Origin of the sequence: Paraburkholderia sp. BCC1885 (genome assembly GCF_900996235.1) — a bacterium.
In the GTDB taxonomy this organism is placed as follows: Bacteria; Pseudomonadota; Gammaproteobacteria; order Burkholderiales; family Burkholderiaceae; genus Paraburkholderia.
The window spans coordinates 1-26,758 of the sequence record NZ_CAAJGM010000199.1 but is presented as its reverse complement, the minus strand read 5'-3'; the positions used below and the strand labels follow the sequence as shown (position 1 = coordinate 26,758).

General features: G+C 58.7%; 28 protein-coding genes and 1 pseudogene. 18 read left to right on the top strand and 11 right to left on the bottom strand.

Annotation, left to right across the window (positions count from 1 at the left end; translation table 11 throughout):
* The first annotated feature begins 57 nt into the window (after nucleotides 1-57).
* The gene (locus FQ755_RS17360) at nucleotides 58-1,032 is read left to right on the top strand and encodes an oxidoreductase (RefSeq protein WP_144156072.1); all 975 of its coding nucleotides are present in this window, start codon (nucleotides 58-60) and stop codon (nucleotides 1,030-1,032) included.
* Nucleotides 1,033-1,127: 95 nt separating this feature from the next.
* Nucleotides 1,128-2,135, top strand: coding sequence for an aldo/keto reductase (locus FQ755_RS17355; RefSeq protein WP_222105745.1), 1,008 nt, complete (start codon nucleotides 1,128-1,130; stop codon nucleotides 2,133-2,135).
* A gap of 296 nt (nucleotides 2,136-2,431) precedes the next feature.
* On the opposite strand, the gene FQ755_RS17350 is transcribed toward FQ755_RS17355, so the two are convergent.
* Nucleotides 2,432-2,968 (bottom strand): Spy/CpxP family protein refolding chaperone, encoded by a 537-nt coding sequence (locus FQ755_RS17350; RefSeq protein ID WP_144156070.1) that lies wholly within the window; start codon nucleotides 2,966-2,968, stop codon nucleotides 2,432-2,434.
* 612 nt (nucleotides 2,969-3,580) lie between these two features.
* Between FQ755_RS17350 and FQ755_RS38680 the strand changes: the two genes are divergently transcribed.
* Entirely contained in the window at nucleotides 3,581-3,805 is a 225-nt protein-coding gene (locus FQ755_RS38680; RefSeq protein WP_222105744.1) for a helix-turn-helix domain-containing protein, read from the top strand.
* Nucleotides 3,806-4,120: 315 nt separating this feature from the next.
* Here the strand turns inward: FQ755_RS38680 and FQ755_RS17340 are convergent, their stop codons facing one another.
* The 3 genes and pseudogenes from FQ755_RS17340 to FQ755_RS17335 all read right to left on the bottom strand — a co-directional run bounded on the left by FQ755_RS17340 (nucleotide 4,121) and on the right by FQ755_RS17335 (nucleotide 9,115).
* Complete coding sequence (locus FQ755_RS17340) at nucleotides 4,121-6,253, bottom strand: ATP-binding protein (protein ID WP_260858656.1); 2,133 nt, start codon at nucleotides 6,251-6,253, stop codon at nucleotides 4,121-4,123.
* A gap of 450 nt (nucleotides 6,254-6,703) precedes the next feature.
* Nucleotides 6,704-6,991: pseudogene (locus tag FQ755_RS38675) on the bottom strand (transcriptional regulator); the annotation flags it as partial.
* A 75-nt stretch (nucleotides 6,992-7,066) separates the two neighbouring features.
* The gene (locus FQ755_RS17335; RefSeq protein WP_144156068.1) at nucleotides 7,067-9,115 is read right to left on the bottom strand and encodes an ATP-binding protein; all 2,049 of its coding nucleotides are present in this window, start codon (nucleotides 9,113-9,115) and stop codon (nucleotides 7,067-7,069) included.
* Nucleotides 9,116-9,300: 185 nt separating this feature from the next.
* On the opposite strand from FQ755_RS17335, the gene FQ755_RS17330 reads away from it, so the two are divergent.
* Nucleotides 9,301-10,482, top strand: coding sequence for an ABC transporter substrate-binding protein (locus FQ755_RS17330; RefSeq protein ID WP_144156121.1), 1,182 nt, complete (start codon nucleotides 9,301-9,303; stop codon nucleotides 10,480-10,482).
* On the opposite strand, the gene FQ755_RS17325 is transcribed toward FQ755_RS17330, so the two are convergent.
* On the bottom strand, nucleotides 10,479-11,153 hold the full coding sequence (locus FQ755_RS17325) for a response regulator transcription factor (protein ID WP_313957464.1): 675 nt from the start codon (nucleotides 11,151-11,153) through the stop codon (nucleotides 10,479-10,481). The genes FQ755_RS17330 and FQ755_RS17325 overlap by 4 nt on opposite strands.
* 95 nt (nucleotides 11,154-11,248) lie before the next feature.
* Nucleotides 11,249-11,674, bottom strand: coding sequence for a response regulator transcription factor (locus tag FQ755_RS17320; protein WP_144156067.1), 426 nt, complete (start codon nucleotides 11,672-11,674; stop codon nucleotides 11,249-11,251).
* Nucleotides 11,675-11,888: 214 nt separating this feature from the next.
* On the opposite strand from FQ755_RS17320, the gene FQ755_RS17315 reads away from it, so the two are divergent.
* On the top strand, nucleotides 11,889-12,890 hold the full coding sequence (locus FQ755_RS17315) for a zinc-binding alcohol dehydrogenase family protein (RefSeq protein ID WP_144156066.1): 1,002 nt from the start codon (nucleotides 11,889-11,891) through the stop codon (nucleotides 12,888-12,890).
* Nucleotides 12,891-12,943: 53 nt separating this feature from the next.
* Here the strand turns inward: FQ755_RS17315 and FQ755_RS17310 are convergent, their stop codons facing one another.
* From FQ755_RS17310 to FQ755_RS17295, 4 genes are all read right to left on the bottom strand, one after another.
* The gene (locus FQ755_RS17310) at nucleotides 12,944-13,231 is read right to left on the bottom strand and encodes a muconolactone Delta-isomerase family protein (protein WP_144156065.1); all 288 of its coding nucleotides are present in this window, start codon (nucleotides 13,229-13,231) and stop codon (nucleotides 12,944-12,946) included.
* 78 nt (nucleotides 13,232-13,309) lie between these two features.
* Entirely contained in the window at nucleotides 13,310-13,996 is a 687-nt protein-coding gene (locus FQ755_RS17305) for a type 1 glutamine amidotransferase domain-containing protein (RefSeq protein WP_144156064.1), read from the bottom strand.
* 91 nt (nucleotides 13,997-14,087) lie between these two features.
* A complete protein-coding gene (locus FQ755_RS17300; protein ID WP_144156063.1) occupies nucleotides 14,088-14,402 on the bottom strand; it encodes an EthD family reductase in 315 nt (104 codons plus the stop codon).
* Nucleotides 14,403-14,462: 60 nt separating this feature from the next.
* Nucleotides 14,463-15,434 carry a zinc-binding alcohol dehydrogenase family protein gene (locus FQ755_RS17295; protein ID WP_144156062.1) on the bottom strand — a complete coding sequence of 324 codons (972 nt, stop codon included), beginning with the start codon at nucleotides 15,432-15,434 and terminating at the stop codon, nucleotides 14,463-14,465.
* Nucleotides 15,435-15,740: 306 nt separating this feature from the next.
* Here FQ755_RS17295 and FQ755_RS17290 point away from each other — a divergent pair, with 306 nt between their 5' ends.
* The 8 genes from FQ755_RS17290 to FQ755_RS17255 all read left to right on the top strand — a co-directional run bounded on the left by FQ755_RS17290 (nucleotide 15,741) and on the right by FQ755_RS17255 (nucleotide 21,699).
* Nucleotides 15,741-16,124, top strand: a complete 384-nt coding sequence (locus FQ755_RS17290) for a nuclear transport factor 2 family protein (protein WP_186308561.1) — start codon at nucleotides 15,741-15,743, stop codon at nucleotides 16,122-16,124.
* 29 nt (nucleotides 16,125-16,153) lie between these two features.
* Nucleotides 16,154-17,785 (top strand): FAD-dependent oxidoreductase, encoded by a 1,632-nt coding sequence (locus tag FQ755_RS38555; protein ID WP_144156060.1) that lies wholly within the window; start codon nucleotides 16,154-16,156, stop codon nucleotides 17,783-17,785.
* 124 nt (nucleotides 17,786-17,909) lie between these two features.
* Nucleotides 17,910-18,329, top strand: coding sequence for a nuclear transport factor 2 family protein (locus tag FQ755_RS17280; RefSeq protein ID WP_144156059.1), 420 nt, complete (start codon nucleotides 17,910-17,912; stop codon nucleotides 18,327-18,329).
* A 49-nt stretch (nucleotides 18,330-18,378) separates the two neighbouring features.
* Nucleotides 18,379-18,831 (top strand): GlcG/HbpS family heme-binding protein, encoded by a 453-nt coding sequence (locus tag FQ755_RS17275; protein ID WP_144156058.1) that lies wholly within the window; start codon nucleotides 18,379-18,381, stop codon nucleotides 18,829-18,831.
* Nucleotides 18,825-19,631 carry an SDR family oxidoreductase gene (locus FQ755_RS17270; protein WP_144156057.1) on the top strand — a complete coding sequence of 269 codons (807 nt, stop codon included), beginning with the start codon at nucleotides 18,825-18,827 and terminating at the stop codon, nucleotides 19,629-19,631. Before FQ755_RS17275 ends, FQ755_RS17270 begins: the two co-directional genes overlap by 7 nt.
* Before the next feature lie 59 nt (nucleotides 19,632-19,690).
* A complete protein-coding gene (locus FQ755_RS17265; protein WP_144156056.1) occupies nucleotides 19,691-20,260 on the top strand; it encodes a nuclear transport factor 2 family protein in 570 nt (189 codons plus the stop codon).
* 452 nt (nucleotides 20,261-20,712) lie between these two features.
* The gene (locus tag FQ755_RS17260) at nucleotides 20,713-21,051 is read left to right on the top strand and encodes a hypothetical protein (protein WP_222105743.1); all 339 of its coding nucleotides are present in this window, start codon (nucleotides 20,713-20,715) and stop codon (nucleotides 21,049-21,051) included.
* A 105-nt stretch (nucleotides 21,052-21,156) separates the two neighbouring features.
* Nucleotides 21,157-21,699 carry a GNAT family N-acetyltransferase gene (locus FQ755_RS17255; RefSeq protein ID WP_144156054.1) on the top strand — a complete coding sequence of 181 codons (543 nt, stop codon included), beginning with the start codon at nucleotides 21,157-21,159 and terminating at the stop codon, nucleotides 21,697-21,699.
* Between the two features lie 332 nt (nucleotides 21,700-22,031).
* On the opposite strand, the gene FQ755_RS37410 is transcribed toward FQ755_RS17255, so the two are convergent.
* Nucleotides 22,032-22,475 (bottom strand): hypothetical protein, encoded by a 444-nt coding sequence (locus FQ755_RS37410; RefSeq protein ID WP_186308560.1) that lies wholly within the window; start codon nucleotides 22,473-22,475, stop codon nucleotides 22,032-22,034.
* A gap of 512 nt (nucleotides 22,476-22,987) precedes the next feature.
* Between FQ755_RS37410 and ltrA the strand changes: the two genes are divergently transcribed.
* From ltrA to FQ755_RS17225, 5 genes are all read left to right on the top strand, one after another.
* Nucleotides 22,988-24,478 carry a group II intron reverse transcriptase/maturase gene (ltrA, locus tag FQ755_RS17245; RefSeq protein WP_409937521.1) on the top strand — a complete coding sequence of 497 codons (1,491 nt, stop codon included), beginning with the start codon at nucleotides 22,988-22,990 and terminating at the stop codon, nucleotides 24,476-24,478.
* Nucleotides 24,471-24,800 carry a hypothetical protein gene (locus FQ755_RS17240; protein WP_186308559.1) on the top strand — a complete coding sequence of 110 codons (330 nt, stop codon included), beginning with the start codon at nucleotides 24,471-24,473 and terminating at the stop codon, nucleotides 24,798-24,800. The genes ltrA and FQ755_RS17240 overlap by 8 nt, the downstream gene beginning before the upstream one ends.
* Before the next feature lie 61 nt (nucleotides 24,801-24,861).
* Nucleotides 24,862-25,278, top strand: coding sequence for an HIT family protein (locus FQ755_RS17235; RefSeq protein ID WP_144156052.1), 417 nt, complete (start codon nucleotides 24,862-24,864; stop codon nucleotides 25,276-25,278).
* Between the two features lie 48 nt (nucleotides 25,279-25,326).
* On the top strand, nucleotides 25,327-25,977 hold the full coding sequence (locus FQ755_RS17230; protein ID WP_313957463.1) for a GNAT family N-acetyltransferase: 651 nt from the start codon (nucleotides 25,327-25,329) through the stop codon (nucleotides 25,975-25,977).
* 123 nt (nucleotides 25,978-26,100) lie between these two features.
* Nucleotides 26,101-26,652, top strand: coding sequence for a GNAT family N-acetyltransferase (locus tag FQ755_RS17225; RefSeq protein WP_144156051.1), 552 nt, complete (start codon nucleotides 26,101-26,103; stop codon nucleotides 26,650-26,652).
* Nucleotides 26,653-26,758 lie beyond the last annotated feature (106 nt).

Below are 26,758 nucleotides of genomic sequence, written 5' to 3'. Positions count from 1 at the left end.
TCTTACGGGTGCGAAGCCGGCAGCCTACCATGCCTGAATTCAATCTGGAGCACACTTATGCCTACCCCCCAATCTCCCATCGGCTCCGGCTTTGGCGCGGCCTCCACCGCTGCGGAAGTCATTCGCGATATCGATCTGACCGGTAAATGCGCCGTCGTCACCGGCGGCTATTGCGGCATCGGTATTGAAACGGTAAAGGCGTTCCGATCCGCTGGCGCGAGGGTATTTGTACCATTCCGCGATTCCGTGAAGGCGCGGGCTGCGTTGAGCGAAATGCCCGATGTCGTGCTGCAGCCGATGGATCTGCTCGATCCCGCGTCCATCGATCGCTTCGCCGAATACGTTCTGAGAAAGACGGACAGGGTCGATTTTCTCGTCAACAACGCCGGCGTAATGGCGCCCCCACTCATGCGCGACGAACGCGGATACGAATCCCAGTTTTCCGCCAACCATCTTGGTCATTTCCAGCTGACCTGCCGTTTGTGGCCGGCGCTCGTGAGATCCGGTCACGCTCGCGTGATCGCACTTAGCTCTCTGGGCCATCGCCAGGCAGGAATCGACTTCCATGATCCCAACTTCAAGCATCGGGAATACGAGCCCTGGATTGCATATGGGCAATCGAAGACTGCCAACGCACTGTTTGCCGTTGCGCTGGATTCGGTCGGGCAACGCTCGGGCGTGCGGGCGTTTTCTGTCCATCCCGGCGGCATCGTGACGGATCTGGTTCGGCATATGTCGCACGAGCAACTACACGCCCATCAGGTCATCGACAAGGATGGCAAGCCGATCATTGACCCTGAGAACAACAAAAAAACGCCTCAGCAGGGGGCTGCGACGAGTATCTGGTGCGCAACGAGCCCCCAGCTCGACGGTATGGGAGGCGTCTATTGCGCAGATTGCGATATTGCCCGCGCTTTACCGAGCGATGAATCCGCGGAATTACACGGTGTGCGCCCTCGCGCTACCGACCCGATTGCGGCCGGCCGCCTCTGGCAATTGAGCGAGCAGCTCACCGGCGCACGTATCGATTAATGCCCTAAGTCAGACAGGAGAAATCAATGCCTCTTAACCACTATGTCACGCTCGGGCGTTCGGGATTGCGCGTAAGCCCGTATTGCCTTGGAACCATGACGTTTGGAGAAGACTTCGGCTGGGGCGCCAGCTCCGAAGAATCGTTCGCCATGTTCGACGAGTATCGAGGCCGCGGGGGAAACTTCGTGGATACGGCCAACATTTATACCGCCGGTCATTCCGAGCGGATTGTCGGTGACTATCTCAGGCAGAACAAGGTCAGACGCGACGAGATCGTGCTCAGCACGAAATTCTATTGCAATCTGTTTCCGGGCGATCCGAACGGCGGCGGTGCCGGACGCAAGGCGCTCATCCAGCAGTGCGAAGCCTCGTTGGGTCGGCTGCAAACCGACTACATCGACATCTACTGGCTGCATAACTGGGACCGTACGGCGCCGATTGAGGAAACGTTGCGAGGTCTCGATGACCTTGTTACGGCCGGCAAGATTCGTTATGTCGGCTTCTCGGATATTCCCGCCTGGAAAACAGCCGAGGCACAGACGATCAGTCTCTTCCGTGGATGGACACCGATAATCGCGCTGCAGCTTGAATATTCGCTGCTGGAGCGGACCAGCGAGGGCGAACTGTTTCCGATGGCGCAGGCGATGGGCATGGGCGTCATGCCCTGGTCTCCACTCAAGAGCGGCTTTTTGAGCGGCAAGTTCAGGCGCGGCGGCGTAGGCCATGTCGATACCCGGCGTACAAACATGGTCGGCGTTCCAGGCGCGGAGGATTATGACATCATCGAAACCGTCGTGGACGTTGCTGCGGAGCTTGGCGTCAGTCCCGCGTCAGTGGCACTAGCCTGGGTCAGGTCGCAGGCAGGCGTCAGTTCAACCCTGATTGGCGCCAGGCGGCTCGACCAGCTCAAAGCCAATCTCGATTCTCTCGAAGTGACGCTGTCCGCCGGGCAGATGAGCAAGCTTGGCGAAGCATCCAAGCCGAAGCTGAATTTCCCGGCCGAAAACAACGAGACCCTGGCACCGATGCTTGCTTTCCCCGGCACGACGGTCGATGGTCGAAATGTGCCGTCGTCCTCGCGGCTTTCCGCCATACGGAAGTGAAGGAGGTGCATTGACCAGACCGCGTGACTCAAGTGTCATGAGCCTTACGAATGGAGTCGCAAAAATTGGTGCGAGATGCTTGTCATGTCTTCTATCGATGGTGTGGCCGCTTGCATCGTCGCCGCGATGTTTCTCCCACTGGTGCTGCTGCTTCTCGGCACGATGCTCAACGTCACGTCTTCCATGCTCTACGGAAGGGTGCCGGGAATAGCGGCCCCGAGCGTACCGAGCGTGAGGCGGGGCGGTCTGGCGTCCGGCTTAGACCGGACGCCACTTCGTGCTATCGGTCAGGGAGGTTAATTGGATGCAGCGGCTGGCGCAGCCGCTGTACCGCCGCCAGGCGCACGCTTGTGTTGACTACGATGCTGATTTCCACTCGGATGTTGATTCCTGTACAGCGCATCAGCAGTTTTCTTCTGGTCATCCGACATCGTGGCATACAACGCGCTGAACGCGGTCGACAGCTTTTGCATATTTTCGGAGTGCAATTGGGCCAACGCAGCGTATGACTTCATTGAGTCGTCTGCACTCATTGAGGGAAGTTTTTGCGCCCGATCATGAAAGGCTTGGTCGGCGGCTTTTGCGTTATCGCGCATCGTTTGCGCAAATGCGTCCCATTGCTGGGATTGCTGATTTGTGATCTTCAGCTCAGCATGCAGTTCGTCGATGCGCTGCTCCACGATATCCTGATGCTTTTGGGCATGAGCGGCGGCGCGTCCGTCAGGTGAGCTTGTCGTTGCGCTGCTCGCGGGCGTCTGAGCCCATACCGCACTACTTGCGAGGAGAAAGGTCAATAGCGCGGGCACGAATGCGTTTCGAACAGGGTTTTTCATGTATGGATGCTCTTTGATTTATCAGGTCTTGTGCCGCCGCGAAACATGCTCAGGCGGCCTATTTGCAAACCTATGGATCGAATCAGGTCATTGTTGAATCAATAACCAGGCGGATAGTTGTTTGGATAGTAAGCGGCACCGGGCGGCGGCGGGGGTGGCGCAGACTGATAGACCACGGGCGGCGGCGCTTGCACGGCGTTTGTGATCGCGGCACCCGCTACCGCGCCCAGGAGTGCTCCGACAATCAGGCCACCCCCGACGCCGCCACGGGATCCACCACGGTGATCGCCGTGGTAGCCGCCGTGATATCCACCACCATGTCCCCCGCGAGAATAATGTTGCGCGTATGCGGGTGCCATAGACACCGCCATTAGAGCGGCCACAATCGCCGCTGCAGCCCGTCGACGTGACGGGCGTTGAGAAATCTGAAACATGAGCTTTCCCCTCTTCCTTTCAGGTTTCACATGCATAGCACTGGCCTCAGTTCGCCAGCGAACAGTATATGTGACCCTTTGGCATCCACGTCAGTTCCTTGTATGGCATGTTTGCGTCGTTTTGTTGCCGCCACCGGCCTGAAGCCAAGCGAGTATCAGCAACGGCTTCGGATTACACGTGCGCCGCGAAATGTTGGAGTTTTCTCAGACTACCATTGAAGAGATCTCATGGAGTCTCGGCCATGGCGACGTTGCAGGGTTTCGTCGAGTATTCCGCAAGATTATGGGGCTAACGCCTTCCGATTATCGGAGACGATTTTGCCAACCGCCAATGCCACGTGCCGCACCTGGGCCTGATCGCCTCGTTCCGACGGCACAACGTTCGTTCGTCGAAGGAGAGTAATCATCCGCAAAGGGTCGTGTGCTGCTGCTCGCGGCCGCTTGGACGTTCAAGCGTCGGCTCTACTCCGTAACCGGCCATCCAATCGTAAAGGACGAACGCTCGGCCTTCGGCCTGAGCGGCCACTCGCGCATTCGGACTAATGCGCCCGCTGCGTGCTACTAACCGGCCGTTCACCACTTATGTTCGTAGTCCGTCGGAGACGCGCACTGGGCTGCAGTTTCGGTTCGGATCCGATCTATGGAAGCATGAGTCATGGAGACCATGAGTTTCCGCAAGAACTCGCCGACTGTCTTTCGCAATCGCTTCAAACAGAAATCAGCTTTCGGCCTTCTCCAACTGGCAAACTCCAGAGCAACTGTCCGACCATCTGCGCAAGCGCTGTAACGCGACCAGATAATCCGGCGTGTCGCGGTCGTCCGGCCGGCGCTGCAGAACGATGTCGAGCCGGTCCCTGGCATCGCGCACTCGACCCTGAAGGCACAGTAAGTCTCCTTCCGTGGCAGCCGTGCGCAGTTCCCACGCGTACGCACCCTGACGGCGGGCAATGTCGAGCGATAAAGCAAGCATCGACATCGCTGAGGCCGTCGCGGATGCACCTTCCTCTCGTAACCGCCTGGTCGCTTCGAGACGTAATACTTCCGCGGAACACCAGATCGGATCGCTGGACAGCGCGCGTTCGATCATCTGCTTCGACGCAAGTCCTTCACCCAGCACGCTGAGCTCTTCGAGATGCCGGTAGCTCCACTGCGATTTGTCCTGATACCGCGCTTGCGGGCGGTTCCCAGGCGATCCGATGTCGCTAGCCATGCAATATCGGTAGACATCCGCAAAGTTTCGCCAGAAAGCGACGGCCAATGTACCCGAGTACTCTTCAAGAACAAGCCGGTGGCGGTACGCCGCGGCACGCTCGCCTGCCCACAGCGCTACCGGGCAGCCGGCGAGGGCAGTCGCGAAACATACCGACAGCGCGTGCCCGCTTTCGATGGCCAGCGCAACGCTTTGCTCCGCGGACTCGAGCGCGTCCGACGCATGTCCTTGCATCCACAGGACGCGCGCCAGTACGGTGTGGTGAATCACTTGCGGGACATAGAGAAACTGCGCTCGTTCGCTGTTGGCCACCGAACCCGACTGCGCAAGCGCCTGCGAAATACATTCACGCGCATCCTGAAGCTCTCCGCGATAGGCATTCGAAATCCCGCGCATCGTCAGGTAGATGTTTTGACCAAGGCAGCCGGCGTGAAGCATGCCGTAGCGATCTGCATCCTGCACCGCCTCCTCGTGTTCTCCCAGCCCCTGGTGATATCGCCACATGCCGAGTACCGCAAGCCGTCGGGTTTCCTCGTCGCCGAGCTTTTCTCCAACCTGCTCCGCGCGGTGATAGAGTGCCAGCAGCTCGGGAATGCTGCCCTGCGCGTTGTACAGCGCCTTGCCGAGTGCGATAAGAATCCGGGCTTCTGTTTTTCCCATCGACCCTGGCTGAGCGTCAATCACGCCGAGCGCGCGCCGGGCGTATCCGATGTATTCGTCGACAAGAGAGAGTGTGTCCCAGACAAACCACGACGACGCCACGAGCGATGCCCCCAGTGAGGCTTCTCCAGCCGGGCTAAAACACCACTGAAGCGCGCCGCGTATCTCCGCAACGATCTGGCGAAAGCCGGTCAGCCAGTTCGCACCATTCGCGCGTTCTTCGAAACCCGGAGCGTCGAGCACGTCGATAAAATACTGGGCATGCCGGCGCCGCAGAGCATCGGCTTCGATATCGTCAGCGAGCTGTTCGAGGGCGTAGGCACGTGTCATATCGAGCAGCCGATAGCAAATCTGGTCGTTCTCAAACTGCAAAACAACAAGCGATTTCGTGATCAGCGTGTTCAGCACTTCCATGACGGTATTGGCGTCGATCGTTGCGTCCGCCAGCACTTCAATCGCCGATGCACGCGAGAAACCGGCCTTGAACACACCCAGGCGACGCAGTACGGTCTGCTCCGCATGGCTCAGCAAGCGATAACTCCAGTCCAGCGTAGCGCGCAGCGTGCGATGTCGTGGTTGCGCGGTCCTTCGGCCGTTCGTGAGGAATTGCAAGCGATTGTCGAGCTCGGTAACCAGTCCTGACAGCTCGAACGTGTCCATCCGCGCTGCCGCCAGTTCGATCGCAAGCGGAATGCCTTCGAGCTTGCGGCACAGGCTTGCGAGCAACGGGGCATCGGCGTCGGTGAGCGCAAAGGCGCCTGCAACGGCCGTCGCCCGTTCCGCAAAGAGTTCTGCGGCTGGGAACTGCAAAACCGCTCGCGCCGACAGCGGTATAGGGATTTCAGGGGGCGCCTCCAGTGCCGGTAGCGGACGAACTGACTCGCCTTCTGCGCGCAGCGGCTCCCTGCTGGTTGCCAGCACATGAACATTCGCCGCGTTCTTCAGGATTGTCTCGACGACCTGGGCGACCACGTCGATCACGTGTTCGCAGTTATCGAAAATCAGTGCGGCATGTCGTTCGCGCAGATGGCTCACGAGCACGGCCAGCGAATCTTCTGAAGCCATCGGTATGCGCAGCGCTTCCGCGATCGCCGACGGCACGAGTTGCGGATCGTTCAGGACCGCCAGATCGACGAAGAAACAGCCGTCGCGATAACGATGCCTGATTCGATGCGCGGCAGCGAGCGCGACGCTGGTCTTGCCGATGCCTCCGGCGCCGACGATCGTCACGAACCGGTTATCGCTCAACAGGCCGACGATATCCTCGACGAACGCCGCTCGCCCAACCAGGCGCATCAGCGGAATCGGCAGGTCGGCCGCGACGTTTGCACACGACATCGCACCTCGTTCCAGGCGCTGCGTCGGCGCGGCAAGCCGATAGCCGCGCCCCGGCACGTTAAGAATGTATGGTGCACGCTGCTGGGTTTCACCCAATGCCTTACGCAGTGCAGTGATATGCACGCGCAGATTGTTTTCATCGACGATCGTTGTCGGCCACACGCGTGCCACGATATCCGAGTTGCTGACGACCTCGCCCGCCCGCTCCGCAAGAACGACGAGCACCTCGAACGCGCGCTGTCCGATCGCGACCCGCTGACCGTCCCTTGTCAGCGCACCAAGCGCTGGATTCACTTGAAACGGGCCAAAGGTATAGGTTGCGTTATCCACGTCGGATCTCGAGGTAGTTTGACGCGCGGCACTACGGGGCGCGAGATGCATTGTGAGATTGCACCGGAATCGGCCGTCCGTCGATAACACAATGGTTTACAGCCCCATCGGCCGTGTGGATTTAGGTCAGGCGCAAGCGGGGAGGCTGAAGCTGAATCGCGCACCGCCCGGTGCGGCAAGATTCTCGGCAGTGATGCGGCCGCCATGGGCATCGATAATCGAGCGGCAGATGGCAAGTCCGATCCCCATGCCGTCTGCCTTGGTCGTAAAGAAACTCTTGAAAAGATGATCGAGATGGTCGGCGGCAATGCCCGGTCCAGTGTCTTCGAGTTCGACACGCACGAGCGAAAGGCGGTCGTTGCGGGTGCGGATCACGAGGCGCCGAGCGCCCGATCCCCGGCTCGCCATTGCGTGGATTGCATTGACGGCCATGTTCACCAGGACCTGTTGCAACTGCACCCGGTCGCCCAGCACGCACGGCTGTTGGGGGTCCAGTTCGAGCGTCGCCTGGACGTCCTGCCGCGCCAGCTCGGGTGACAGAAACACCATCACTTCCTCGATCATTCTGTTGAGTTCCACCGGCAAGCGTTCGGGCTCCTTGCCGCCCGCGAGCGCGCGAATGCGCTGTACGATTTCCGCGGCCCGGCTGACATCCCGAATGATGCGCGTCGACAACGTGCGCACTTCGCCCAGATTCGGTTCTGGCCGGTCAATCCATCGCAGCGCTGCTTCGGCGTTGCTGAGCACCGCGCACAGCGGTTGATTCACCTCGTGGACAATCGACGCGGTCAGCTCGCCCAGCACAGATACCCGCGCCGCGTGTGCAAACTCAGCCTGCGTTTTCGCGAGCGCCTGTTGCGCTCTGACGCGCTCGCTAATGTCGACGAGACAGGCGAGACCGAGAGCCGGCTCACGAGCCGCCTCGGGAAAGTCGGTGACATACAGCACGTCGACAACCTGCCCGGTGAACGTGCGGATGCGTATTTCACCCTGAAAACTGGCCCCGCCGTTGTAGACCGTCTGCATGGAATGCTGGAAGGTATCGCGCGATTCCGTCCAAAGCCGGGCTACCGGGCCGAGCAATTCTGCTGCATCATGCGCGCCGAACAGTTCGACCGTCTTCCAGTTGACTTCGACAATCCTGATCGAATTCAGCGCCATGTCGACAAAGCCCGGTGTCGCCTCGATGTGTTTGGCGAGGTCTGTCACGCCTTGCGCCCGCAGCGCCGCGAAATGATTCGCCAGTTCTGCCCGGTCGATCTGGATGAGGGATACCGGTACGAACTGAAACAGCTTGCGATAGCGCTGCTCGCTCGCAAAAAGCGCGGACATCGCCGCCTTCGAAGCCGAGAGATCAATGATGCCGACCAGAATTTTTCCACGCGCCAGCATGTCGGGTGAAAAACTGGAGGTAAACCAAGTGTCGACATGATCGCCACGCAGCGTGACGAAACTGGCCTCGGCCGCGTAGCCCGGCATGCCCGAGAACGCCGCAATCACACTCTCGGCAAAGACGCGGTAGCTATGCAGCGGCCAGAAGCGCGAGAGATCGCCAAGCAGTTCGTTCTTGTCGCCGCGCCCGAACATCCGGACACATTGATCGTTGACGTCGAGCACGCGCGTCGCTTTAATCAGCTCGTGCACGAACTCCGGATGCGCCGAAAAATAGGTGCGCAAATCTTTCACGCCAAGGCTAGCCAGGTTGCGAACTTTCGCGGCTACGACGGAAAAATCAAGTTCCCAGAACGACACGGCTGCCGCTTGATAGAGGTTGAAGTAGCGATGCTCGGTACGCCTGAGCGCATCTTCCGCCTGCTTCTGCGCCGTGATGTCAACGCCCGTTTCGACGATATCCAGCGCGGCGCCATCCCGATCGTGACGCACGGTGCAACGTAGTCGCACCGTCACGTCGGTGCCGTTCGCCGCAATGCGCTGTACGTCGCCTTGCCAGCCGTCGAGCTTTCCAGCTGCGTCGCTGGCGTCCAGCAATGGACCTCCACGAGTCTGGAGCACGGCATCGATACGCAGTCCGCGAACATCGTCGATGCACCGTCCGTAAAGCGCCTGGGCGGCGGCGTTCCAGTGCACGATGCGTGCTTTGCAATCGAGCAGTACTACACTTTCCTGCATCAGGTCGAGAACCGCGGTACTCCATTCAGAGATCTGTTCGCTCATCCTGTTACCCTTGACGTCGGCAGGAGCCGTTGGTGTATTAACGCGCGTCACGTGGCATCACGTGGCCCATCATTTCAAACACCCGTTGGCATCGCCGTGCACGTCAGACCAATGCGACCGCTGTTGCCGGAGGAGACAAACGAGTGAAAGCGCATCGAAGCATCGCCGCACTTTTGAGCGCACTGATGACTGCCGCACTGCTCGCGGCCGCCAGTATGCCGACGCGTGCTGCGACGAACACCATCAGGATCGGCTTCATTACAGACTTCTCCGGCGAATTGTCAGACGCAGACGGAGCCGGCGGACTGGAGGCAGTGCGCATGGCCGTGGAGGACTTCGCGCATCTCGTACCCGGCAGTCACGTCGAAGTGCTGTATGCCGACCATCAGAACAAGCCCGATCTCGCCGCATCGAAAGCGCGCGAGTGGATCGACCGCGACGGTCTCGACCTGTTGATCGGTGGCACCAACTCATCAACCGGACTGGCGCTAAATACGATCTCCGAAGCGAAAAAGGAAGTGTATATCAACGTAGGTGCGGGTACTGACGAACTGACCAATGCGGACTGCCAACCCTATGGCGTCCACTATGCATACGATACGACGGCACTGGCGCGCGGCACGGTTGCCGCGCTCGCTGCGGGCGACGCGGGCCGCCGCAGCTGGTTCTTTCTGACCGCGGACTATGCGTTCGGTCACTCGCTCGAAAGCGCGGCAAGCCGGTCGGTCCTGTTGACAGGGGGGAAGGTCGTCGGCGCGGTAAGACACCCGTTAGGCACGCCGGACTTCTCTTCGTACCTGCTCACGGCGCGCAGCTCGGGCGCACAGGTTCTCGGCCTCGCCGACGCGGGCGCCGACACCAGCAACGCGATCAAGCAGGCCAACGAATTCGGTCTGCCCAAAACGATGACGATTGCGCCGCTCCTGCTCTTCATCAGCGAAGTCCACAGTCTCGGCCTGCCGCTCACACAGGGCATGTACGTTACCGACAGCTGGTACTGGGACCAGACCGACGACTCGCGGCGCTTTGCCATGCGTTTCTTTTCGCGCGTGCAGCAGATGCCGACGAGTCTCCAGGCTGCGGACTACTCCGCTGTCGCTACTTATCTGAAAGCAGTTGCCGCCGCCGGTACGACGGACGCCGACCCGGTCATGAAGACCCTCAAAACGATGACCATCGACGACCTGTACTCGCATGGCCATATTCGTGCGGACGGTTTGATGATGCACGACATGTATCTATATCAGGTGAAGCGGCCCAACGAATCGGCACGCCCGTGGGACTACTACCGGCTGATACGCAGGATTGCCGGCGAGGACGCGTTCGGCAAAGAAAACGAATCGACGTGCCGTCTGCCAAGCCACTAGCGCGAAACGGATCCGCACAGCTTGACCAGTTCCGCTACGCTGCGTACGTTCATCTTTCTCATCATGTGACCACGGTAGATCTTCACGGTCATTTCGCTCAGGCCCATTTCACCGGCAATCTGCTTGTTGAGCAAACCGTTTGTGACGTGCCCCATGACTTCGCGTTCCCGTGCGGTGAGCGCCTCGATACGCTGCGTAACGGACTGTTGCGCGCTCTCGTTCTGGCGGCGCGTGGCGTCGAGCGCCAGCGCGGCCGTCACCGCGTTCAGCAGATCCTGTTCACGGAACGGTTTGGCAAGAAAATCGACGGCGCCGCCCTTCATGGCTTGCACCGTCATGGGGATATCGCCGTGGCCGGTCATGAAAATGATCGAAATGTGAATACCCGCTTGCGCGAGTTGCGCCTGGAAATCGAGCCCGTTCAGACCGGGAAGGCGCACATCGAGCACCAGACAGCTCACCGTATCGGGCAGTTCGCTGCGAAGCAACTCCGCGGCCGAGGCGAATGACCGCACGTCCAGATCGACCGAGCGCAGGAGCGTATCGAGGGATTCGCGCACGGCGGCGTCGTCATCCACCACCAGGACGACGGGCGGAACGGATGTTTGTTGCGACGGGTTGTTCAGGCGCTGCGACATAGGAATTGGGCGGTTTGACGTGTGCGCATCCATGCTTGATCTCCGGATGATTGTGCAAATCCTCACAGACAAGCGAACATCGCTTTCAACTCTACTACAAAAATCGCGCATTACACCGGTTCCCCCATTCACGTCATCCCGCGCTCGCCCAATGCACGTTCAATGCAATTAATTAATTGGGAACCCGCCACGGGCTTCGTGAAGAAGCCTGCCGCACCGTCGCGCAGCACGCTCTCGCGAAGTCGGGCGTCGGCGAACGACGTAATGAAAATGGTTGGGATGTGGCAACGCATCGCGTTCAACTGAGTGTAGAGATCGACACCACTCATCCCTTCGAGGCGGATGTCGGTGACGAGGCAATCAGTATTGCGCAGCCCCGCGTCGTCCAGAAAGCTCTCCGCCGATTCGAACTCAGTGGTGTGGTAGCCGCATGAACGCAGCAAGCTGGCGATTCCTGAGCGCACCGGTTCGTTGTCGTCGACAACGGATACGATCGGCGGCTGATTCACGATGGTCTCTCCAGAAAGCGCGATATTGTCGGACACACTCAGCATGCCGGTGTTCGGGCTGAAAAAGCAACATACACCATAGTGTTATGCGGCCGCCCGTGGTGGCCGCGCGCTTCGCGCTAGCACTTCCGTATATATCGTTGCGAACTCTTGTCGTAATGACAGCCCCGCAGCGGGGTTGTACCGTGACTGCGGTCAATTCGACAGCCTGCCGCCAGTCGGCGGCACGCCCGTCTGAGACCCACAAGCGGAGAGTGTCATGAAAGCTATTCAGTTCGCGCGCTTCGGCGGTGCCGAGGTACTTGAGTATGTGGATATCGATCGCCCGGTTCCAAAGGCGGACCAGATCCTGATCGAGGTGAGCGCCAGTGCGGTGAATTTTCCGGACATACGCGAACGTTCAGGCATCTATCAACGCGCGGAAACCCACGTGGGAGGCGTAATGTTGCCGCACGTCACCGGCTTGCAAGCCGTCGGCCGTGTCGTGCAGACGGGAACCGATGCCGACACCAGCCTGCTAGGATGCAAAGTCGTCGCGCTGCTGCCTGAGAAGGGAGGTTACGCACAATACGTCGCTGCGCCTGAGGCTTTGGCAGTGGTCTTACCTGAAGAAGCGGAAGACAATCTCATCGCATCGCTGCCTGGCCAGGGTGTCACAGCGTACCTTGCGCTCAACGCATCAACCCAGATCAAGCCGGGTGAAACAGTGCTGGTTCAGGGTGCGGCAGGAGGAGTCGGAAGCATCGCGGTCCAGATAGCAAAGCTGCTCGGTGCCGGGCTTGTGATCGGCACCGCCAGCACACCGGAGAAGCGCGCGTTTGCGCGCAATCTCGGTGCCGACCTGGCGGTCGACTACGAACAACCAGACTGGACGGATAGCGTGTTGGCGGCTACGAATGGACGCGGTGTCGACATTATTCTCGAATCGATTGGTGGAGATATTTTCGAGCAGAACTTCGACTGTCTCTCGACATTCGGACGCTACATCGTATTTGGTTCTACCCGTGGGCCTGGCAAACCATTCGAACCGCGCAGACTGATGCCACGATCCCAAACGATGACCGGCCTCTACATGCCTGTCTATTACCAGAAGCCGGAACTGGTTCGCGAAGCGCTGACCTTTCTCGTCCGCCATGTGCTCGATGGCTCGCTGAAGGCGCCGATGTCTGCCGTGATGCCGATGAGCGAAACAGCTCGAGCGCACCGGATGCTCGAGGAGCGCCAGGTCGCGGGCGTCATTGTGCTCGACCCAGCGCGATAAGGCGGCCGGTACCCGCAGTCGAGATACCTGTCGCCGGACATCGGTCATCGCGATCAGTCGGATGCAATGGCGGATGGATGATGTGCGAGCGGCGTGACATGGACCAAAGTCATGAATCGGTACAGCGGCAACGACGTGAGCAACGTGTGCAATTGATCGTGCGACTCGACGTCGAAGACGCTGTAGTTCGCAAACTCGCCTGTCACGCGCCACAAGTGCCGCCATGTCCCCTCTGTTTGCAACCGGTGCGAGAAGATTCGCTCTTCCGCTTGCAAGCGCTCTAGTTCGGCGGGGTCTGTGCCAGCGGGAATGCCTACCTGCATATGGACTAGATACAACATGAACGTCTCCGGTGGGATTTCTTCGAGACTCGGCGCCCGCTCCACCCGGGCGCGGACGAATGCATCAACGGCCGCAAGCTATGCGGCGACCATCGGCGAGTGCCCCGAGATCAGGTGATACAGGACGATGCCGTATTCGGAAGCGGATTGCTGGTTCTGGCCGGTCAGCAGCTTTCCATCAATGACTACGCACGGTGCGTCCGTGCCCGCCTCCTGATAGCGTGCTCCAGCTTCTTCGAGCACCTGTTGCGGATAGTGCGGGATGAAGCCGGCTCCGAAGAGACGCTCCAGCTCGCTATCCTGCGCCGCCGGATAGCCGGTGAGCGACCGGCCACGAATCAGTTCGGGAACGTTGCCGAGTGCAATCGCTCCGTGGCATATCGCGGCAACGATTTTCTCGCGCATCCAGAAGTGCTCCAGAACCTTCCCTACCTCCGGGTTCGGATAAAGATCGAAGGTCGCGCCCTGGCCGCCTGCTACGTGCACAGCGTCGTACTGGTCGAGATCGACATCGCGCAGCACCAGGGTCGTTTTCAGTCTCTCCACCAGTTGCGGATCAGAAAGGAAACCCTTGCTTACGACGTCGTGGGGCTCGGTCGTTCCTTCGCCATAGGGATCGCTGTACGGAGACCAGGTCACCTTGCCGCCTTGTGGACTGGCGAAGTCGACCTCGACGTCGCGTTCGCTCAGATGCCAGTAAGGATGGGTAATCTCCGACAACCAGCCGCCGTTTTCGAAACTGGTGATAACAAAAAGGACTTTCATGGCTTACTCCTTGAATGACGATGTCGCGGGTTGCCCGCTACGCGTTGTGCTGCTGTGAACGGCTCTCGCCGCTATTCGGTGGTAGTCGCCGCTATGCGACCACGACTTCGCTGACCTGAACGAGCGGGACCAGATCGGTGAAATGGGAGATGTCGTCGAATATCGCTTTGCCGTGCAGGGCCATCCCGTCATGGAACGCCTTCGCCGACTCGCAAAACACGTGACACATTGCGACGTAAGGCGCGGGGGCGTCAGGCGATCCGCCAGCAAGCCCCTTATCGATCGTGTAGAACAGGCACCGATCCGCGAGTTTTTCCTTGACCAGCGGCATGTGGCGGTCGCGGTAATACTGATGATCGAACCTTGCCCCGGTGGTGTTGGGGTACATCACGCTAACCTTGATCATGGAGGGCTCCTTTTACAGGCATGCTCGGCAGCGAGGCGGGCATCGCAGTGGAAGACAACCTCATAAGGTGACGACTACACGGCCGAGCGGCCGCTCTTCGACCAGATACCGCAGTGCTTCCGCAGCTTCTTCCAGTGGGAATGTTCTGGCGACAATCGGCCTGATCTGGCCGGCCGCAAGCAATGCAGCGATCTTTTTCCATGCGTTCGCCCACACCGAAGGTGGTTGGGCGAACAGCAAAAAGCTGCGGATATCCGCGCCCTTCCAAATCAGATCCGTCACGTCGATCGTGGTCTTTCGTCCTGCGGCATACCCGAGTGTGGTCAGACTTCCGCCTTGAGCCAGCAGACCGAGTGCCTCGCTCAGTACATCGCCTCCGAGCGCATCGATCACGACGTCGACGCCGTAGCCGTCTGTCAAACGGCGCACGCCGTCCGTCAAGCTTTCCTGCGACAGGTCGACGACCTCCTGAAACCCGAGTTCGCGGGCGCGATTCGCCTTGGCGTGACTGGAGCTCGATGAAATCGCGTGTTTCGCACCTTGAGCTCTCGCCAATTGCGTGACGGCATTGCCTACCGATCCGCCAATTGCAGGCGCGAGCACCACCTTTCCGGCCGTGAACCCGGCGGCGCTCAACGCAATCTGGGCGGTCAGATAGGCAACCGGAAGGCCAGCCGCCGCCGTATCGTCGACATTGTCGGGAATGGCGCAGAGATGGTCGCGCTTTACCGCGACCCATTCGCTTAACGAACCGTTTTCGAACACGCCGTACGGGCCTGTAAACACGACGCGCGAACCGTTCGGGAACTGTCTGTCACCGCCGGCTTCCACGACGCCCGCGCCCTCGTTGCCGAGCACCAGCGGCGCCGACGCCTGCGGAAAATGACCCGTCAGGATCGTATGATCAAGCGGTGTCACGCCCGCTGCGCTGACGCGGACAAGAACCCGATCGGGCGACGGCTCCGGCTTCGGAATGTCGTCCAGTACGAAGAGGCTCTCAGCACCGAATTGCATGGCTCTCATTGCACGCATTGCTAGCTCCTGCTGGCCCGACGCGAGGGAAAGCCGCGTCCGATGAAACCTATTCTCGTGGGCAATTCCGCAGACACCAACTAAAGCGTTGCTAAGCGTTGCTAACGCATGCCATACACACCGCGATCAGCCGTGTGCCGTAGAAAGGCGCTCGCCACGTCATCGAATTTCATGCCTGGCGGTCTTCGCAGCGTTAGCGCCAATTTATATCGTTTTATTCGCGTATTTCGCGGCGGCATCCCATCATTGGACTACGGGCAACGGCCTCAGCCGAACGACCCGATAACACTACTGATGGAGGAAGCCATGACTGAAGCGGAAAAGCAATCGATCGCGCAGACATTCATCGCAAGCCTGCGTGCCCAGGACGCCGACTTGCTGAAGTCGATCACGACCGAGGACGTCTCGTGGACGCTGCCAGGCGCGAGCGCAGTGTCGGGTAGAGCGGTCGGCGTGGCCGGCATCATGAAGCGCGCACATGGACTCGCGATGAACGACGTGAATCTCGAGATCCTGCACGTCCTTTACGGGCTCGATGACGTCGCGATCATGCTGCACAACACGTCGCAGCACGGCGGCCGCGTTCTCGACGAGTATCTGACGACCGTTTGCCTGCTTCGCGACAATCGCATCCGTCAACTCAATACCTACATCTCCGACGTCCCAATGTTGAATACGTTCTTCGCCTAGCGGCTCCGAGCTCTGCACAGGAGGCTGTCATGTCTTACGCGCCAATCCTCACCGAATCGCAGCTTGAACGGGTGCGCGTCTTCACGAAGACGCGACAGGCAGCGCAAGGCGAAGTGCTCTACGAGCCGGGCGACGACACACCACCCGTGTACATCGTGATCGAAGGCGCGATCAGGATCATTTCACTCGCGGGCGGCAGCGAACAAACCGTGACCACCTACTTCGCGGGTCAGTTTTCGGGGGAATTGCTGATGATCGCGGGCAGGCGTTCGATCTATCGATGCCAGGCCGTCGAAGCATCCAACCTGCTCGAGCTGAGCGCAGAGGATCTGCGCACGCTCATCGGCAAGGACGCGGAACTGAGTGATATCTTCATGAACGCGTTTCTCGCTCGCCGTCTTTCGCTCTCCACCAACGGCCACGGTAACGTGCTCATTCTGGGCTCACGTTATTCGGCTGCAACCCTCGCCCTCAGAGAATTTCTGACTCGCGATGGTCATCCTTTCGCCTATGTCGACCTTGACGCCGATCGTATGTCTCAGGAGATGCTCGACCGCTTCGGCGTGTGCAGCGACGATATTCCCGTCGTGATCTGCAATAACGGCAAGGTGTTGAGAAACCCGACGCAGCGCGAAGTGGCCGAGACGTTGGGTTTCAACGAGAACATCGACGATTCGCAGGTGCGCGACGTCGTGATTGTCGGCGCTGGACCCGCGGGACTGGCCGCTGCGGTCTATGCGGCCTCCGAAGGGCTCGACGTGCTCGTGATCGAGCGAGCGGCGCCCGGCGGGCAGGCAGGCTCCAGCTCGAGAATCGAAAACTACCTTGGATTCCCGACCGGGCTGTCCGGCCATGAACTGGCGAGAAGCGCAATCGCACAGTCGGAGAAGTTCGGTGCGCAAATCATGGTGGCGCGCACGGTCGCGAGTCTGGACTGCACTGAGCGTCCGTACCGGATCTCGCTCGACGACGGCCAGCAAATACCGACCCGCGCCATCGTGCTCGCCACGGGTGCCTCGTACAACCAGCCGGCATTACCCAACATCGATCGATTCGCCGGCCGCGGCATCTATTACAACGCCACCTTCATGGAAGCGCAATTGTGCAAGGACGAACATGTGATCGTCGTCGGCGGCGGCAATTCCGCTGGGCAGGCCGCCGTGTTTCTTGCACAGAACACGGCGGGCGTTGAAATGATGATCCGCTCGCACAGTCTGGCGGACACCATGTCGCGCTATCTGATACAGCGCATCGAAGAAAACCCGCTTATTCGAGTGCGCTTCTGCTGCGAACTGGCTGGCTTGAGCGGTGACGAACATCTGCAGGAAGTCACCTGGATCGACAAGACGACCGGCGACGTGACGACGCAGCCACTGCGCCACGTGTTTGTGATGACGGGAGCTTCACCGAAAACCGGATGGCTTTCCGGATGTGTGTCGCTGGATCCAAGAGGCTTTGTTCTCACTGGCCGGGACCTGGAAAACATCGCGCCGCCCCAGCCGTGGCCGCTCTCGCGACGTCCTTACATGCTCGAAACCAGTCTGCCCGGCGTCTTCGCCGTAGGCGACGCTCGTGCGGGGAACGTCAAGCGCGTTGCGTCGGCGGTTGGAGAAGGTTCGATCGTCGTTCATATGGTGCATCAGGTGCTGGCGGGCATTTGACAGTGCACCGACATCCCCATTGACCGTTTTCGTTTCGCTAACCGGCCTGAATCTCAACGCGGTAGAGGTATGCCGCGACGCTCTCATCCAGGTCTGCTGTCCAACATGCCGAGGAGGCTTGATCATGAAAACCGCAAAAGAATTGCTGCAGGCGTACATCGATGGAAACGCGTTGGAGTCTGCGGCGCTCTTTGCCGAGCACGGTGCCCTCGAATTGCCGTATCTGTCCGATCTCGGTGTGGAACCACGTTACCAGGGGCCAACGAATATCGGTTCGTTTCTGAATTTTCTGCATGAACAGATGTATCCGGGCTTTCGTTTTGTTGACGTGCGGATTTACATCGACACGCCCGATCAGGCTTATGGCGAATACACGATCGATCACAAGTCAGGCATCTCCGGAAAAGTCGTTCACCAGCGCTTCTTCGGACACTGCACGGTCGCGAACGGCAAGATCATCCTGCTGCGCGAAGCGCTCAACGTATTCGCTGCGGCCGACGCGATGTTCCCGGGCGGCATCGCCGACGTCATCGGCAGGAAATAAGCCGGCTGCGCAACCTGGCGTGTCCTAACCAGTTCCATTCGAGCGAACGATGAATATTTCTTCCGATCAAACAGATCACGTAATTCGGGCCGCCCAATCCGGCGCGGGGAAACTTGGTGTGGCTGCGTGCATCGCGGTGCTCGACGCCGCGGGTCATCTGAAAGGCTTCGTACGGATGGATTGCGCATGGCTCGGCGCCATCGATGTCGCAATCAGAAAGGCCCGGACCTCGGTTCTGTTCGAAGCCGACACCGAGCAGATCTGGGAGGTGTGCAAACCGAACGCTCCTGCACACGGCCTTGAATTCACCAACGAGGGCCTCGTCACCTTCGCTGGTGGCATGCCGCTTCGCAACGCGCATGGTGAGTTGTGCGGCGCGATCGGGGTGTCAGGCGGCCAGGTGAACGAGGATCGGGAAATCGCGGAGGCGGGACAACGGGCCTGGCTTCAACAACTCTCGTCGCCAGGTCACCCATTCATCGATGGAGAAACATCATGCTAAAAACGATCTTGATTACCGGCGCGGGATCAGGTTTCGGCGAGGGTGTGGCGCTCGGTCTCGGAGAGATTGGTCACAACGTCATCGCCGCAGCGCAGAGCTGGCCACAGGTCACGCAACTGCGTGAGAAGGTCGCACGGCTGGGCCTCAATACCGTACGCGTCGAAAAGCTTGATCTGCTCGACACCTACGATGTCGCTCATGCATTGGGCTGGGACTTCGAGGTACTCGTGAACAACGCGGGAATTGGAGAAGGCGGACCCATTGCGGAAATACCGCTCCACCTTGTGCGGCACAATTTCGAAGTCAACGTATTCGCGCCGTTGCAGCTAACCCAGCAGGCCGTGAAGCGGTGGGTATATGCAGGCAAACGGGCGAAGGTCGTATTCGTTTCGTCGGTAGGCGGTCTCTTCAGCCCGCCGGGTTTTTCGGCGTACGCGGCAACCAAACATGCCATTGAAGCAATGGCTGAGGCGATGCAGCAGGAAGTGCAGCCGTTCGGCATTCAGGTTCAAACCATCAATCCAGGTGCATTTCTGACTGGCTTCAACGAGGCAATGGCGGAAAACGCATTCCGCTGGCTGGACGATGACGTCAATTTCACCAAAAGCGACGCGCTTCGTGAAATGTACAAGGGATTGATCGGTAATCCAGAAGGGCGTCTCGATCCATCCGAGATGATCGCACGCATGGTCGAGATTGTGTCCGCGGACGGCGGCAAATTTCGCAACGTGGTTCCTCAATTCATGGAAGAGCGTCTCAGGAAACACCAGGCGAAGATGTGGGATCTGCGCTTTGAATAGAAGCGGCTATCGGCATATCGTAATGCATTCTTAACCTTTAAACTTAAGGATACCTTATCATGGTTACGAAACATATCGATGCAAGGCGTCAGTCTGCGGGGATACCACGAAGGTGGTTACGCATTCGGTCCATCGCGGGCGCAATGTGTATCGCGTTGACCGCCTGCGTCACTCAGGCTACCGCCCAGACGCGCGACGAAGCGATACCGCTTGATGCCGGCACTGAGCAGACGATCAAGACGCTCTACCGCAACCTGATCGAGGCGGAAAACCGGCACGACATCCAAGCCGTCCAACCGTTTGTCTGGAATTCGTCTACGGCCGTCTTCGTCGCGAAAACCGCGACGCCGGCCGAAGGGGGATGGGCCGGCTTCTGGGGCGCGGATACGATGCTCGAACACCTCCGGGACATCTACAAAGGTCCTTTCCAGATTGCCCCCGAATATGAAAGCGAAAAGGAAACTGCGCTCTCGAAGGATGTCGTTCAAACTTATGTTCCGGTGAAAATTACGGTGGCGTACGCGGGGCAAACGCCCGTGCCGAAGCCGTTCCTCATGATCCTGGAATGGGTGCGAACTGAATCTGGCTGGAAGATGGCCACCGACATCGCACTGCCCATTCCCTTGTGAATAACTGGCTTGTTCGTAGTAGGGATTCGGCTGCCGCCGGGCGATGACGAATGTCCGGTCGTTGGCGCCCCGCGGACGCATTAGTGATGATGTGCGAACGGCGGCTCAGGCCGAGCTCCCGCCTTCCAATGTGACTAAACGAACGTCCGTCGTACCTTGAAAGCTGCCCCATGTGTCGCGCTGGGTCGACCGGCCGCAGTGGGTCGCGTACCGCCGATCGCATCCTGGCGAGTTTCGAGTTACGTACGCCCATCGCATGAGACAGCACCCGGCCACGAACGGTCATTCGACACGGGCTCCTCAATCGTTGACAATGCCGACGAATTAAGCCGATTTCGTACACGAACATGAACCTACTTGGACATCGCATACTCCGTCGACCAGGCACCGTGTCGGGGGCTGCCACCTGCACTGAGAGAATCTCTGCGGACTTCCTGATAGACGGACAGCCTTTGCTGGAAATGCTGGTGAAAAATGCTGGAGGACACTCGGATTTCATGGGTTGCTTTGTGAGTGGGTATGCAGAGGCATGCGAGCGTACTCGCGCGACTCTGCTCGATGTTCCGCCTGAGAACGGAAAGCGTGTGCTGCTTTACATTTGCCCAGAGTGCGGCGATGTTGGCTGCGGCGCATACTCGGCCCTCGTGCGGCGCGATCGCGAATCCTACGTCTGGGAAAATTTTGCCTACCAAGTCGGCGAATATGATTCGACGTCACTTGAGGCAGTTGGACCGTTTTTTTTCGAATCAAATCAATATAAAGCCGGCTTGTTCGCTGCGTCAGGATTTTGACGGACCCGAACAGGAGTGAGGCCCCAGTCGGCCAGTAAGGGACATTCGACAGAGGACGTAGATCGTCGACAATCCGACGACACCGGCAGGCACACAGGGGAAAAAATGCCGCTACGCTCGGAAGAAATCCATATTGAATCAGAGCGGCTTTCGATTCGGCCGTTCTCGGCTGACGATGCTGACGCCAGTTTTCGCTGCATTACCCCTTCACTTACTCGTTTCATGTCGTGGGAGCCACCCACCAACAGAGACGACTTCGATCGCATCTGGCTGAGTTGGTTGCCGACAATAGCCGAAGGGACGGACTTTGTGTTTGCAATCCGTCAACAGCATGACGGGAATTTCCTTGGATTGGCCGGACTCCATCGTGTTCGGAACGCGAGCGCGGAATTAGGCATTTGGATTCGGGAAGACTTTCACAAGCAACGCTTTGGTCGTGAAGCTGTAGGTCTTGTTGCGAGGTGGGCAAGCTTGGCGCTTGGCATCGAGAGGTTCACTTACCCGGTAGCCGAACAAAACTATTCGAGCCGCCGCATCGCCGAATCTCTTGGCGGTGTCATCGTGGAGCGGCGCGACACACCGAAATACATGTCCGTGATCTACCAAATACCTAACCAATCAGCGCTCGACCGGGAGCAAAAGATGTAGTGTGGCGGCGAGCTTCGGCCAGAACCGGCCGTTCGACATCGCCGCCCAGATCGTTAACAATTCTGTTGTCGCCTTTCGAAATCGACTTCCAGATGAATAGAATGGTTTGGGCTCTCCTTACGATGGCCTTCGTTTCATGGGGAATATGCATTGCATATCCGATCGGCGATATCCATTTCGGTTGGATTGGAACTCTCGTCGGATCAGCGGGCGGCTTCATCGCTACGCTATCAAGCTATCGAACCGAAGAGAAGGTACAAGGGCGTTTCGGGGGCGACATATACAAGTCCGAATCACCGATCAAATTCCTCCTCGCTTACGTCTCGGTTGGCTCACTCCTCGTCGCTTTCGCGGTTATAAGCGTCTTCGGCTGTATAGGGCGACTGGGGCGGTAAAATCGCATGTCTCCGGGATTTCTGTGACGACTTTACTCGAAGATTTTTCTTATGGGTCGACGCGCGTCCCTGATTGTAGAGTCCGCGTCGGTGTCGGGGCGCGGCCAGTTTCGGCCGTTCGACCGCTGCGGACAAATCCGCGACAATCGCGGCATCACCACCACGTGCCGATAGAAGATGACTAACAACGAGTTGATCGAATCTCTCGCCGAAGACTTGCGTATGACATACGGATGCCACACGGCGATTCTCTATGGTTCCCGCGCACGTGACGACTGGGAGGCTACTAGCGATATTGACGTAATTGCCTTTCGCGATACCGGTGAACACCAGCGCGTAGCCTCGCGTTGGAATGGTGTGTTTCTCGATCTGTTCGTACATTCAACGAATGACGAAGCCGATCCAGGATGGACCAGAATCAACGGCGGGCGAATACTCTTTCAAAGAGACGGCTTCGGCGACAAGGTACTTGATGATGTGAAGGCGATGTTCGACGCAGGACCTGAGGATGTGCCAAGCGCGGAGTTACAGGTAGTGCGCCGGGAGACCGGTAAGGAGGAAAGGGTGAAAGTCCCTGACTACGAAGATCTAGCAAATCACGTTGTCCCCGAGTCATGCGCCATGTGTCGTGAGGCACACGGTGAAGCGTTGACAGGGGTGCGTATAGGCCAGCCATTGAGCCACGATAGAACACTTATCCCGGGTGCCGACGTAGTTACTAGTGCGGAAGGCAACACGACGGAGCGCGCTACTGCGAGTGCTCCGTTGGCCCGGCGTGGTCTGAGACCCTGGCATGCACGTACGCTCCTTACCCGGGAACCGGGAGATCTCTCGTCTGGCCAGCGGCAGTATGGGCTGGTCCGCGTCGGGAAGGCGAGGAGCCGTAGCCGATGATGAACGGACGGGAGAAGTCAGACTCCGCCATAGTAGCGACGAAGCCTGCGAACAACGCCGGGAAACCGGTTGCGGAGTGGGTGGAGCCAAGGGCGGGGACCAAGGGGAACACGGGTCAATCTCACACGCGCCGGGCACAGAACCGGGCAAGCGTGTCACAGGGGCTGGAACGTGTACGGCAAGCTGCAAGGCAGCGGAAGAAGGAACGGTTCACCGCACTCCTACACCACGTCACTATCGACCGGCTTCGGGAGTCGTTCTTTGCGCTCAAACGCAAGGCGGCGCCCGGAGTGGACGGCTTGAGGTGGCGGGACTACGAGGCAGGGTCGGAAGAGCATCTTCGATCCTTGCACGCGCGAGTTCAAAGTGGAGCGTACCGGGCACTGCCCGTCCGGCGACAATACATACCGAAGCCGGATGGCAAGCAGCGCCCGCTGGGGATCGCCGCACTGGAGGATAAAATCGTCCAGCGCGCGGTGGTTGAAGTGCTGAACGCGATTTACGAGGGAGACTTCCTCGGGTTCTCGTACGGCTTCCGGCCTGGACGCAGTCAGCACGATGCGCTGGACGCGCTGGTGGTGGGAATCACCAGCACCCCGGTGAACTGGATTCTAGACACCGATCTCAAGAGCTTCTTTGACTCGGTCAGCCAGGAATGGCTAGTCCGATTTCTGGAGCACAGGATCGGCGACGAACGCATCATTCGCCTTGTGCGCAAGTGGCTCAAGGCGGGCATTCTGGAAGACGGGGAGTTGAGCGTCAGTGAGAGAGGTACACCGCAGGGGTCAGTGGCTTCACCATTGCTCGCAAACGTGTACCTGCACTACGTTTTTGATCTCTGGGCCAATCGGTGGCGTAGGCGAGAAGCCAAAGGCAACGTGATCATTCTGCGATACGCAGATGATATCGTCGTCGGCTTCGAGCACGAAGCTGACGCGCGGCGCTTCTGGGAGGCGATGCGTTTGAGGTTGGAGGAGTTCTCGCTTGCGCTTCATCCGGACAAGACCCGGCTGTTGGAGTTCGGCCGCTACGCAGCGGTCAATCGCCACAGCCGTGGTCTTGGCCGACCGGAGACCTTCACCTTTCTGGGTTTCATCTTTATCTGCGGGCGGTCTCGTCGAGGTTCTTTCCAGTTACAGAGGAAGACCCGGTGCGATCGCATGCGGGCGAAACTCGGGCAGATCAAGGAGGAATTACGCCGGCGCAGGCACGAACCCATCCCTGAACAAGGGCACTGGCTCAGGCAGGTGGTTCGAGGGTATTTCGCATATCACGCGGTACCTACGAACTCGCGCGCACTTGGTGCATTTCGCCACCACGTCATCGATCTCTGGCGACGCACGCTCCGGCGACGCAGTCAGAAGGACGGCATGACGTGGGAACGGATCACTAGGATCGCTAACACCTGGCTCCCGAAACCTCGAATTCTTCATCCGTGGCCAAGCTCACGCTTCGTCGTCAATCACCCAAGGTGGGAGCCCAGTGCGTGAATTGCGCACGCTGGGATCTGTGCGGGGGGTGCCCAGTAATGGGTATCTCTACCGCGATAGAAAAATCTGGGCAGAAAAGATGCTTGAGAGAGCGGCGAAAGGGGACGTCGAGGGAAACTTCCGTCTTCACTGGCTCTTGTTCATTTTGCTCGAGGACTACTTTGCCGTTCGTCGCAACTGGTACCTAGGCCCAAAACAGAGTTTTCGAAAACTTAGAGAAACCACCGAGACGCATTTCAGCATATTCGAGACTGCGCTGAAGCCGGGGGCTTCCCTTGACGCCGTGCGAGAGGTGATCGACGTGACCTTCGAAGGCGTATAGCGGCTAGGAGCGGCCGCTCGACATGAATTTTTAATTCGCGGACAATCGAGGACTCCACCGGATGAACGACTGCATATTCTGTAGGATCATCGAGGAGCGCCGAGAGCGTGACACAGTCGTCTTTGAAGATGATTTGGTTATTGCGCTCATTTCGCTTCACCAGAAGCCGAGCAATCTAGGCCACGCCCTTTTGCTTCCGAAGGCTCACATCGAGAATATCTACGAGCTTCCAAAAGAACTAGACTCAGCTCTCATGGCGGGCTTGCGAACACTGGCAAAGGCATCAAGGAGCGCGTTTTCTGCCGACGGGATACAAATCCGCCAGAACAACGAGCCCGCAGCAGGTCAGGATGTGTTTCATCTACATTTTCACGTCATTCCTCGCTTTAAGAATGACGATTTTGAGAGCATTGGTTACGAGCGCATATCCGTCGAGAAGAGAGAGGCCCTGACGAGGCAGTTGCAACGTGCTCTCTGAGCCGTCAACGACCGCTTCCAGCGACTTTGACAGACAGCGCCCGGGAGAGTGCTGCCGATCAATACCCACGGAGATTCGGCATCGTCATGCCATTTGCATGAGACAGTGACGGGCCAGGAATGGACCTTCGACAACTACGTGCGAATCGTCGACAATCCAAAAATGAGCGCCAGATTGCGACCGCAACCTGTCTTTTTTTATCCTTCGGCACTTGCGCCTCCCTTTCGCCTCGATTTTACTGCTATGAATATCGCCTTCGAATCGCCCGATCAACCCGAGGTGATCACCCTCATTGCCGATCTGGATGCCTATCAGGACACCTTGTATCCGCCCGAGAGCCGTCACGCTTTGGACCTGGCGTCGTTGAAGCAACTCAATGTCTTGTTTGCTGTTGCGCGGGACCGTGAGGGCCAAGCGATTGGCTGTGGGGCAATAGTCCTCAACCGTGAGTTCGGTGAAGTCAAACGCATGTATGTAAGTCCTCGCGGACGTGGGCAAGGCGTCGCCAAGAAGCTCCTAGCTCTGCTTGAGTCACGGGCAAAAGACTCTGGCTGTCACTTGCTTAAGCTCGAAACCGGACCGTACCAACATGAGGCATTGGCTTTGTACGCATCAGCCGGCTATGAGCGTCGGGGACCATTTGGCGACTACACGAACGACCCACTGAGCGTGTTCATGCAGAAACACATCGCAGCCTGAGACTTGGCTTCGTGCGGTCGCACGATAACGGCCAGGAACGGACCTTCGACGTCGCCGCAAGAATCGCCGACAATCTAACCTACTCCCTCCGCGTGCTGTTAAGGTCGACCAAACATTAGCCCAATGACAGAATTGCATATTCAAACAAACCGGTTTCTACTTCGAAAGCCTCACTTGTCTGACGCTTCGGCAATCTTTGACGCCTATGCGCAGGATGATCTCGTCGTTCAGTATCTCGTCTGGCGCAAGCATGCGAACATTGAAGCGACGAAGCAGTTCGTCACCTATTGCATTGATCAATGGACCTCAGGACAGTCTCAGCCATTTGTCATACAGGATCGTGATGCCGAGTGTGTCGTCGGAATGATTGACCTCCGTCGTACCGGTCATCGGGTAAATCTTGGGTACGTCTTAGCGCGTAGTTATTGGGGAAAAGGCTGCATGACCGAAGTATGCGCGGCGGTCATCGAATTTCTGTTTTCGTCAAATCCGCCGACCTTTCGCATCGAGGCAGTCTGCGATCTCGAAAACGTTGCGTCCGCACGGGTGATGGAAAAACTTGGGATGAAACGAGAAGGCGTCCTTCGCGCTTATATGATGCACCCCAACGTTTCGCCAATGCCGCGGGATGTCTATGTGTATGCTCTCGTGCAAGATGACCTTGCCCCCGTTTGACGAACCCCATAGCTGGGTGAATTATGCGGCTTCGCCTCTATGAGCCGCGAACCAGTTCTTTTCGAATGTCATGGGGCTGACGTAATCGAGCGTTGAATGTAACCGG

What these genes read in the sequence shown, in the direction of transcription:
- FQ755_RS17360 (WP_144156072.1), top strand. Translation starts at nt 58, where the DNA reads ATGCCTACCCCCCAATCTCCCATCGGCTCCGGCTTTGGCGCGGCCTCC.
- FQ755_RS17355 (WP_222105745.1), top strand. Translation starts at nt 1,128, where the DNA reads ATGACGTTTGGAGAAGACTTCGGCTGGGGCGCCAGCTCCGAAGAATCG.
- FQ755_RS17350 (WP_144156070.1), bottom strand. Translation starts at nt 2,968, where the DNA reads ATGAAAAACCCTGTTCGAAACGCATTCGTGCCCGCGCTATTGACCTTT.
- FQ755_RS17335 (WP_144156068.1), bottom strand. Translation starts at nt 9,115, where the DNA reads ATGAGCGAACAGATCTCTGAATGGAGTACCGCGGTTCTCGACCTGATG.
- FQ755_RS17330 (WP_144156121.1), top strand. Translation starts at nt 9,301, where the DNA reads ATGACTGCCGCACTGCTCGCGGCCGCCAGTATGCCGACGCGTGCTGCG.
- FQ755_RS17325 (WP_313957464.1), bottom strand. Translation starts at nt 11,153, where the DNA reads ATGGATGCGCACACGTCAAACCGCCCAATTCCTATGTCGCAGCGCCTG.
- FQ755_RS17320 (WP_144156067.1), bottom strand. Translation starts at nt 11,674, where the DNA reads ATGCTGAGTGTGTCCGACAATATCGCGCTTTCTGGAGAGACCATCGTG.
- FQ755_RS17315 (WP_144156066.1), top strand. Translation starts at nt 11,889, where the DNA reads ATGAAAGCTATTCAGTTCGCGCGCTTCGGCGGTGCCGAGGTACTTGAG.
- FQ755_RS17310 (WP_144156065.1), bottom strand. Translation starts at nt 13,231, where the DNA reads ATGTTGTATCTAGTCCATATGCAGGTAGGCATTCCCGCTGGCACAGAC.
- FQ755_RS17305 (WP_144156064.1), bottom strand. Translation starts at nt 13,996, where the DNA reads ATGAAAGTCCTTTTTGTTATCACCAGTTTCGAAAACGGCGGCTGGTTG.
- FQ755_RS17300 (WP_144156063.1), bottom strand. Translation starts at nt 14,402, where the DNA reads ATGATCAAGGTTAGCGTGATGTACCCCAACACCACCGGGGCAAGGTTC.
- FQ755_RS17295 (WP_144156062.1), bottom strand. Translation starts at nt 15,434, where the DNA reads ATGCGTGCAATGAGAGCCATGCAATTCGGTGCTGAGAGCCTCTTCGTA.
- FQ755_RS17290 (WP_186308561.1), top strand. Translation starts at nt 15,741, where the DNA reads ATGACTGAAGCGGAAAAGCAATCGATCGCGCAGACATTCATCGCAAGC.
- FQ755_RS38555 (WP_144156060.1), top strand. Translation starts at nt 16,154, where the DNA reads ATGTCTTACGCGCCAATCCTCACCGAATCGCAGCTTGAACGGGTGCGC.
- FQ755_RS17280 (WP_144156059.1), top strand. Translation starts at nt 17,910, where the DNA reads ATGAAAACCGCAAAAGAATTGCTGCAGGCGTACATCGATGGAAACGCG.
- FQ755_RS17275 (WP_144156058.1), top strand. Translation starts at nt 18,379, where the DNA reads ATGAATATTTCTTCCGATCAAACAGATCACGTAATTCGGGCCGCCCAA.
- FQ755_RS17270 (WP_144156057.1), top strand. Translation starts at nt 18,825, where the DNA reads ATGCTAAAAACGATCTTGATTACCGGCGCGGGATCAGGTTTCGGCGAG.
- FQ755_RS17265 (WP_144156056.1), top strand. Translation starts at nt 19,691, where the DNA reads ATGGTTACGAAACATATCGATGCAAGGCGTCAGTCTGCGGGGATACCA.
- FQ755_RS17255 (WP_144156054.1), top strand. Translation starts at nt 21,157, where the DNA reads ATGCCGCTACGCTCGGAAGAAATCCATATTGAATCAGAGCGGCTTTCG.
- FQ755_RS37410 (WP_186308560.1), bottom strand. Translation starts at nt 22,475, where the DNA reads ATGTACGAACAGATCGAGAAACACACCATTCCAACGCGAGGCTACGCG.
- ltrA (WP_409937521.1), top strand. Translation starts at nt 22,988, where the DNA reads ATGAACGGACGGGAGAAGTCAGACTCCGCCATAGTAGCGACGAAGCCT.
- FQ755_RS17235 (WP_144156052.1), top strand. Translation starts at nt 24,862, where the DNA reads ATGAACGACTGCATATTCTGTAGGATCATCGAGGAGCGCCGAGAGCGT.
- FQ755_RS17225 (WP_144156051.1), top strand. Translation starts at nt 26,101, where the DNA reads ATGACAGAATTGCATATTCAAACAAACCGGTTTCTACTTCGAAAGCCT.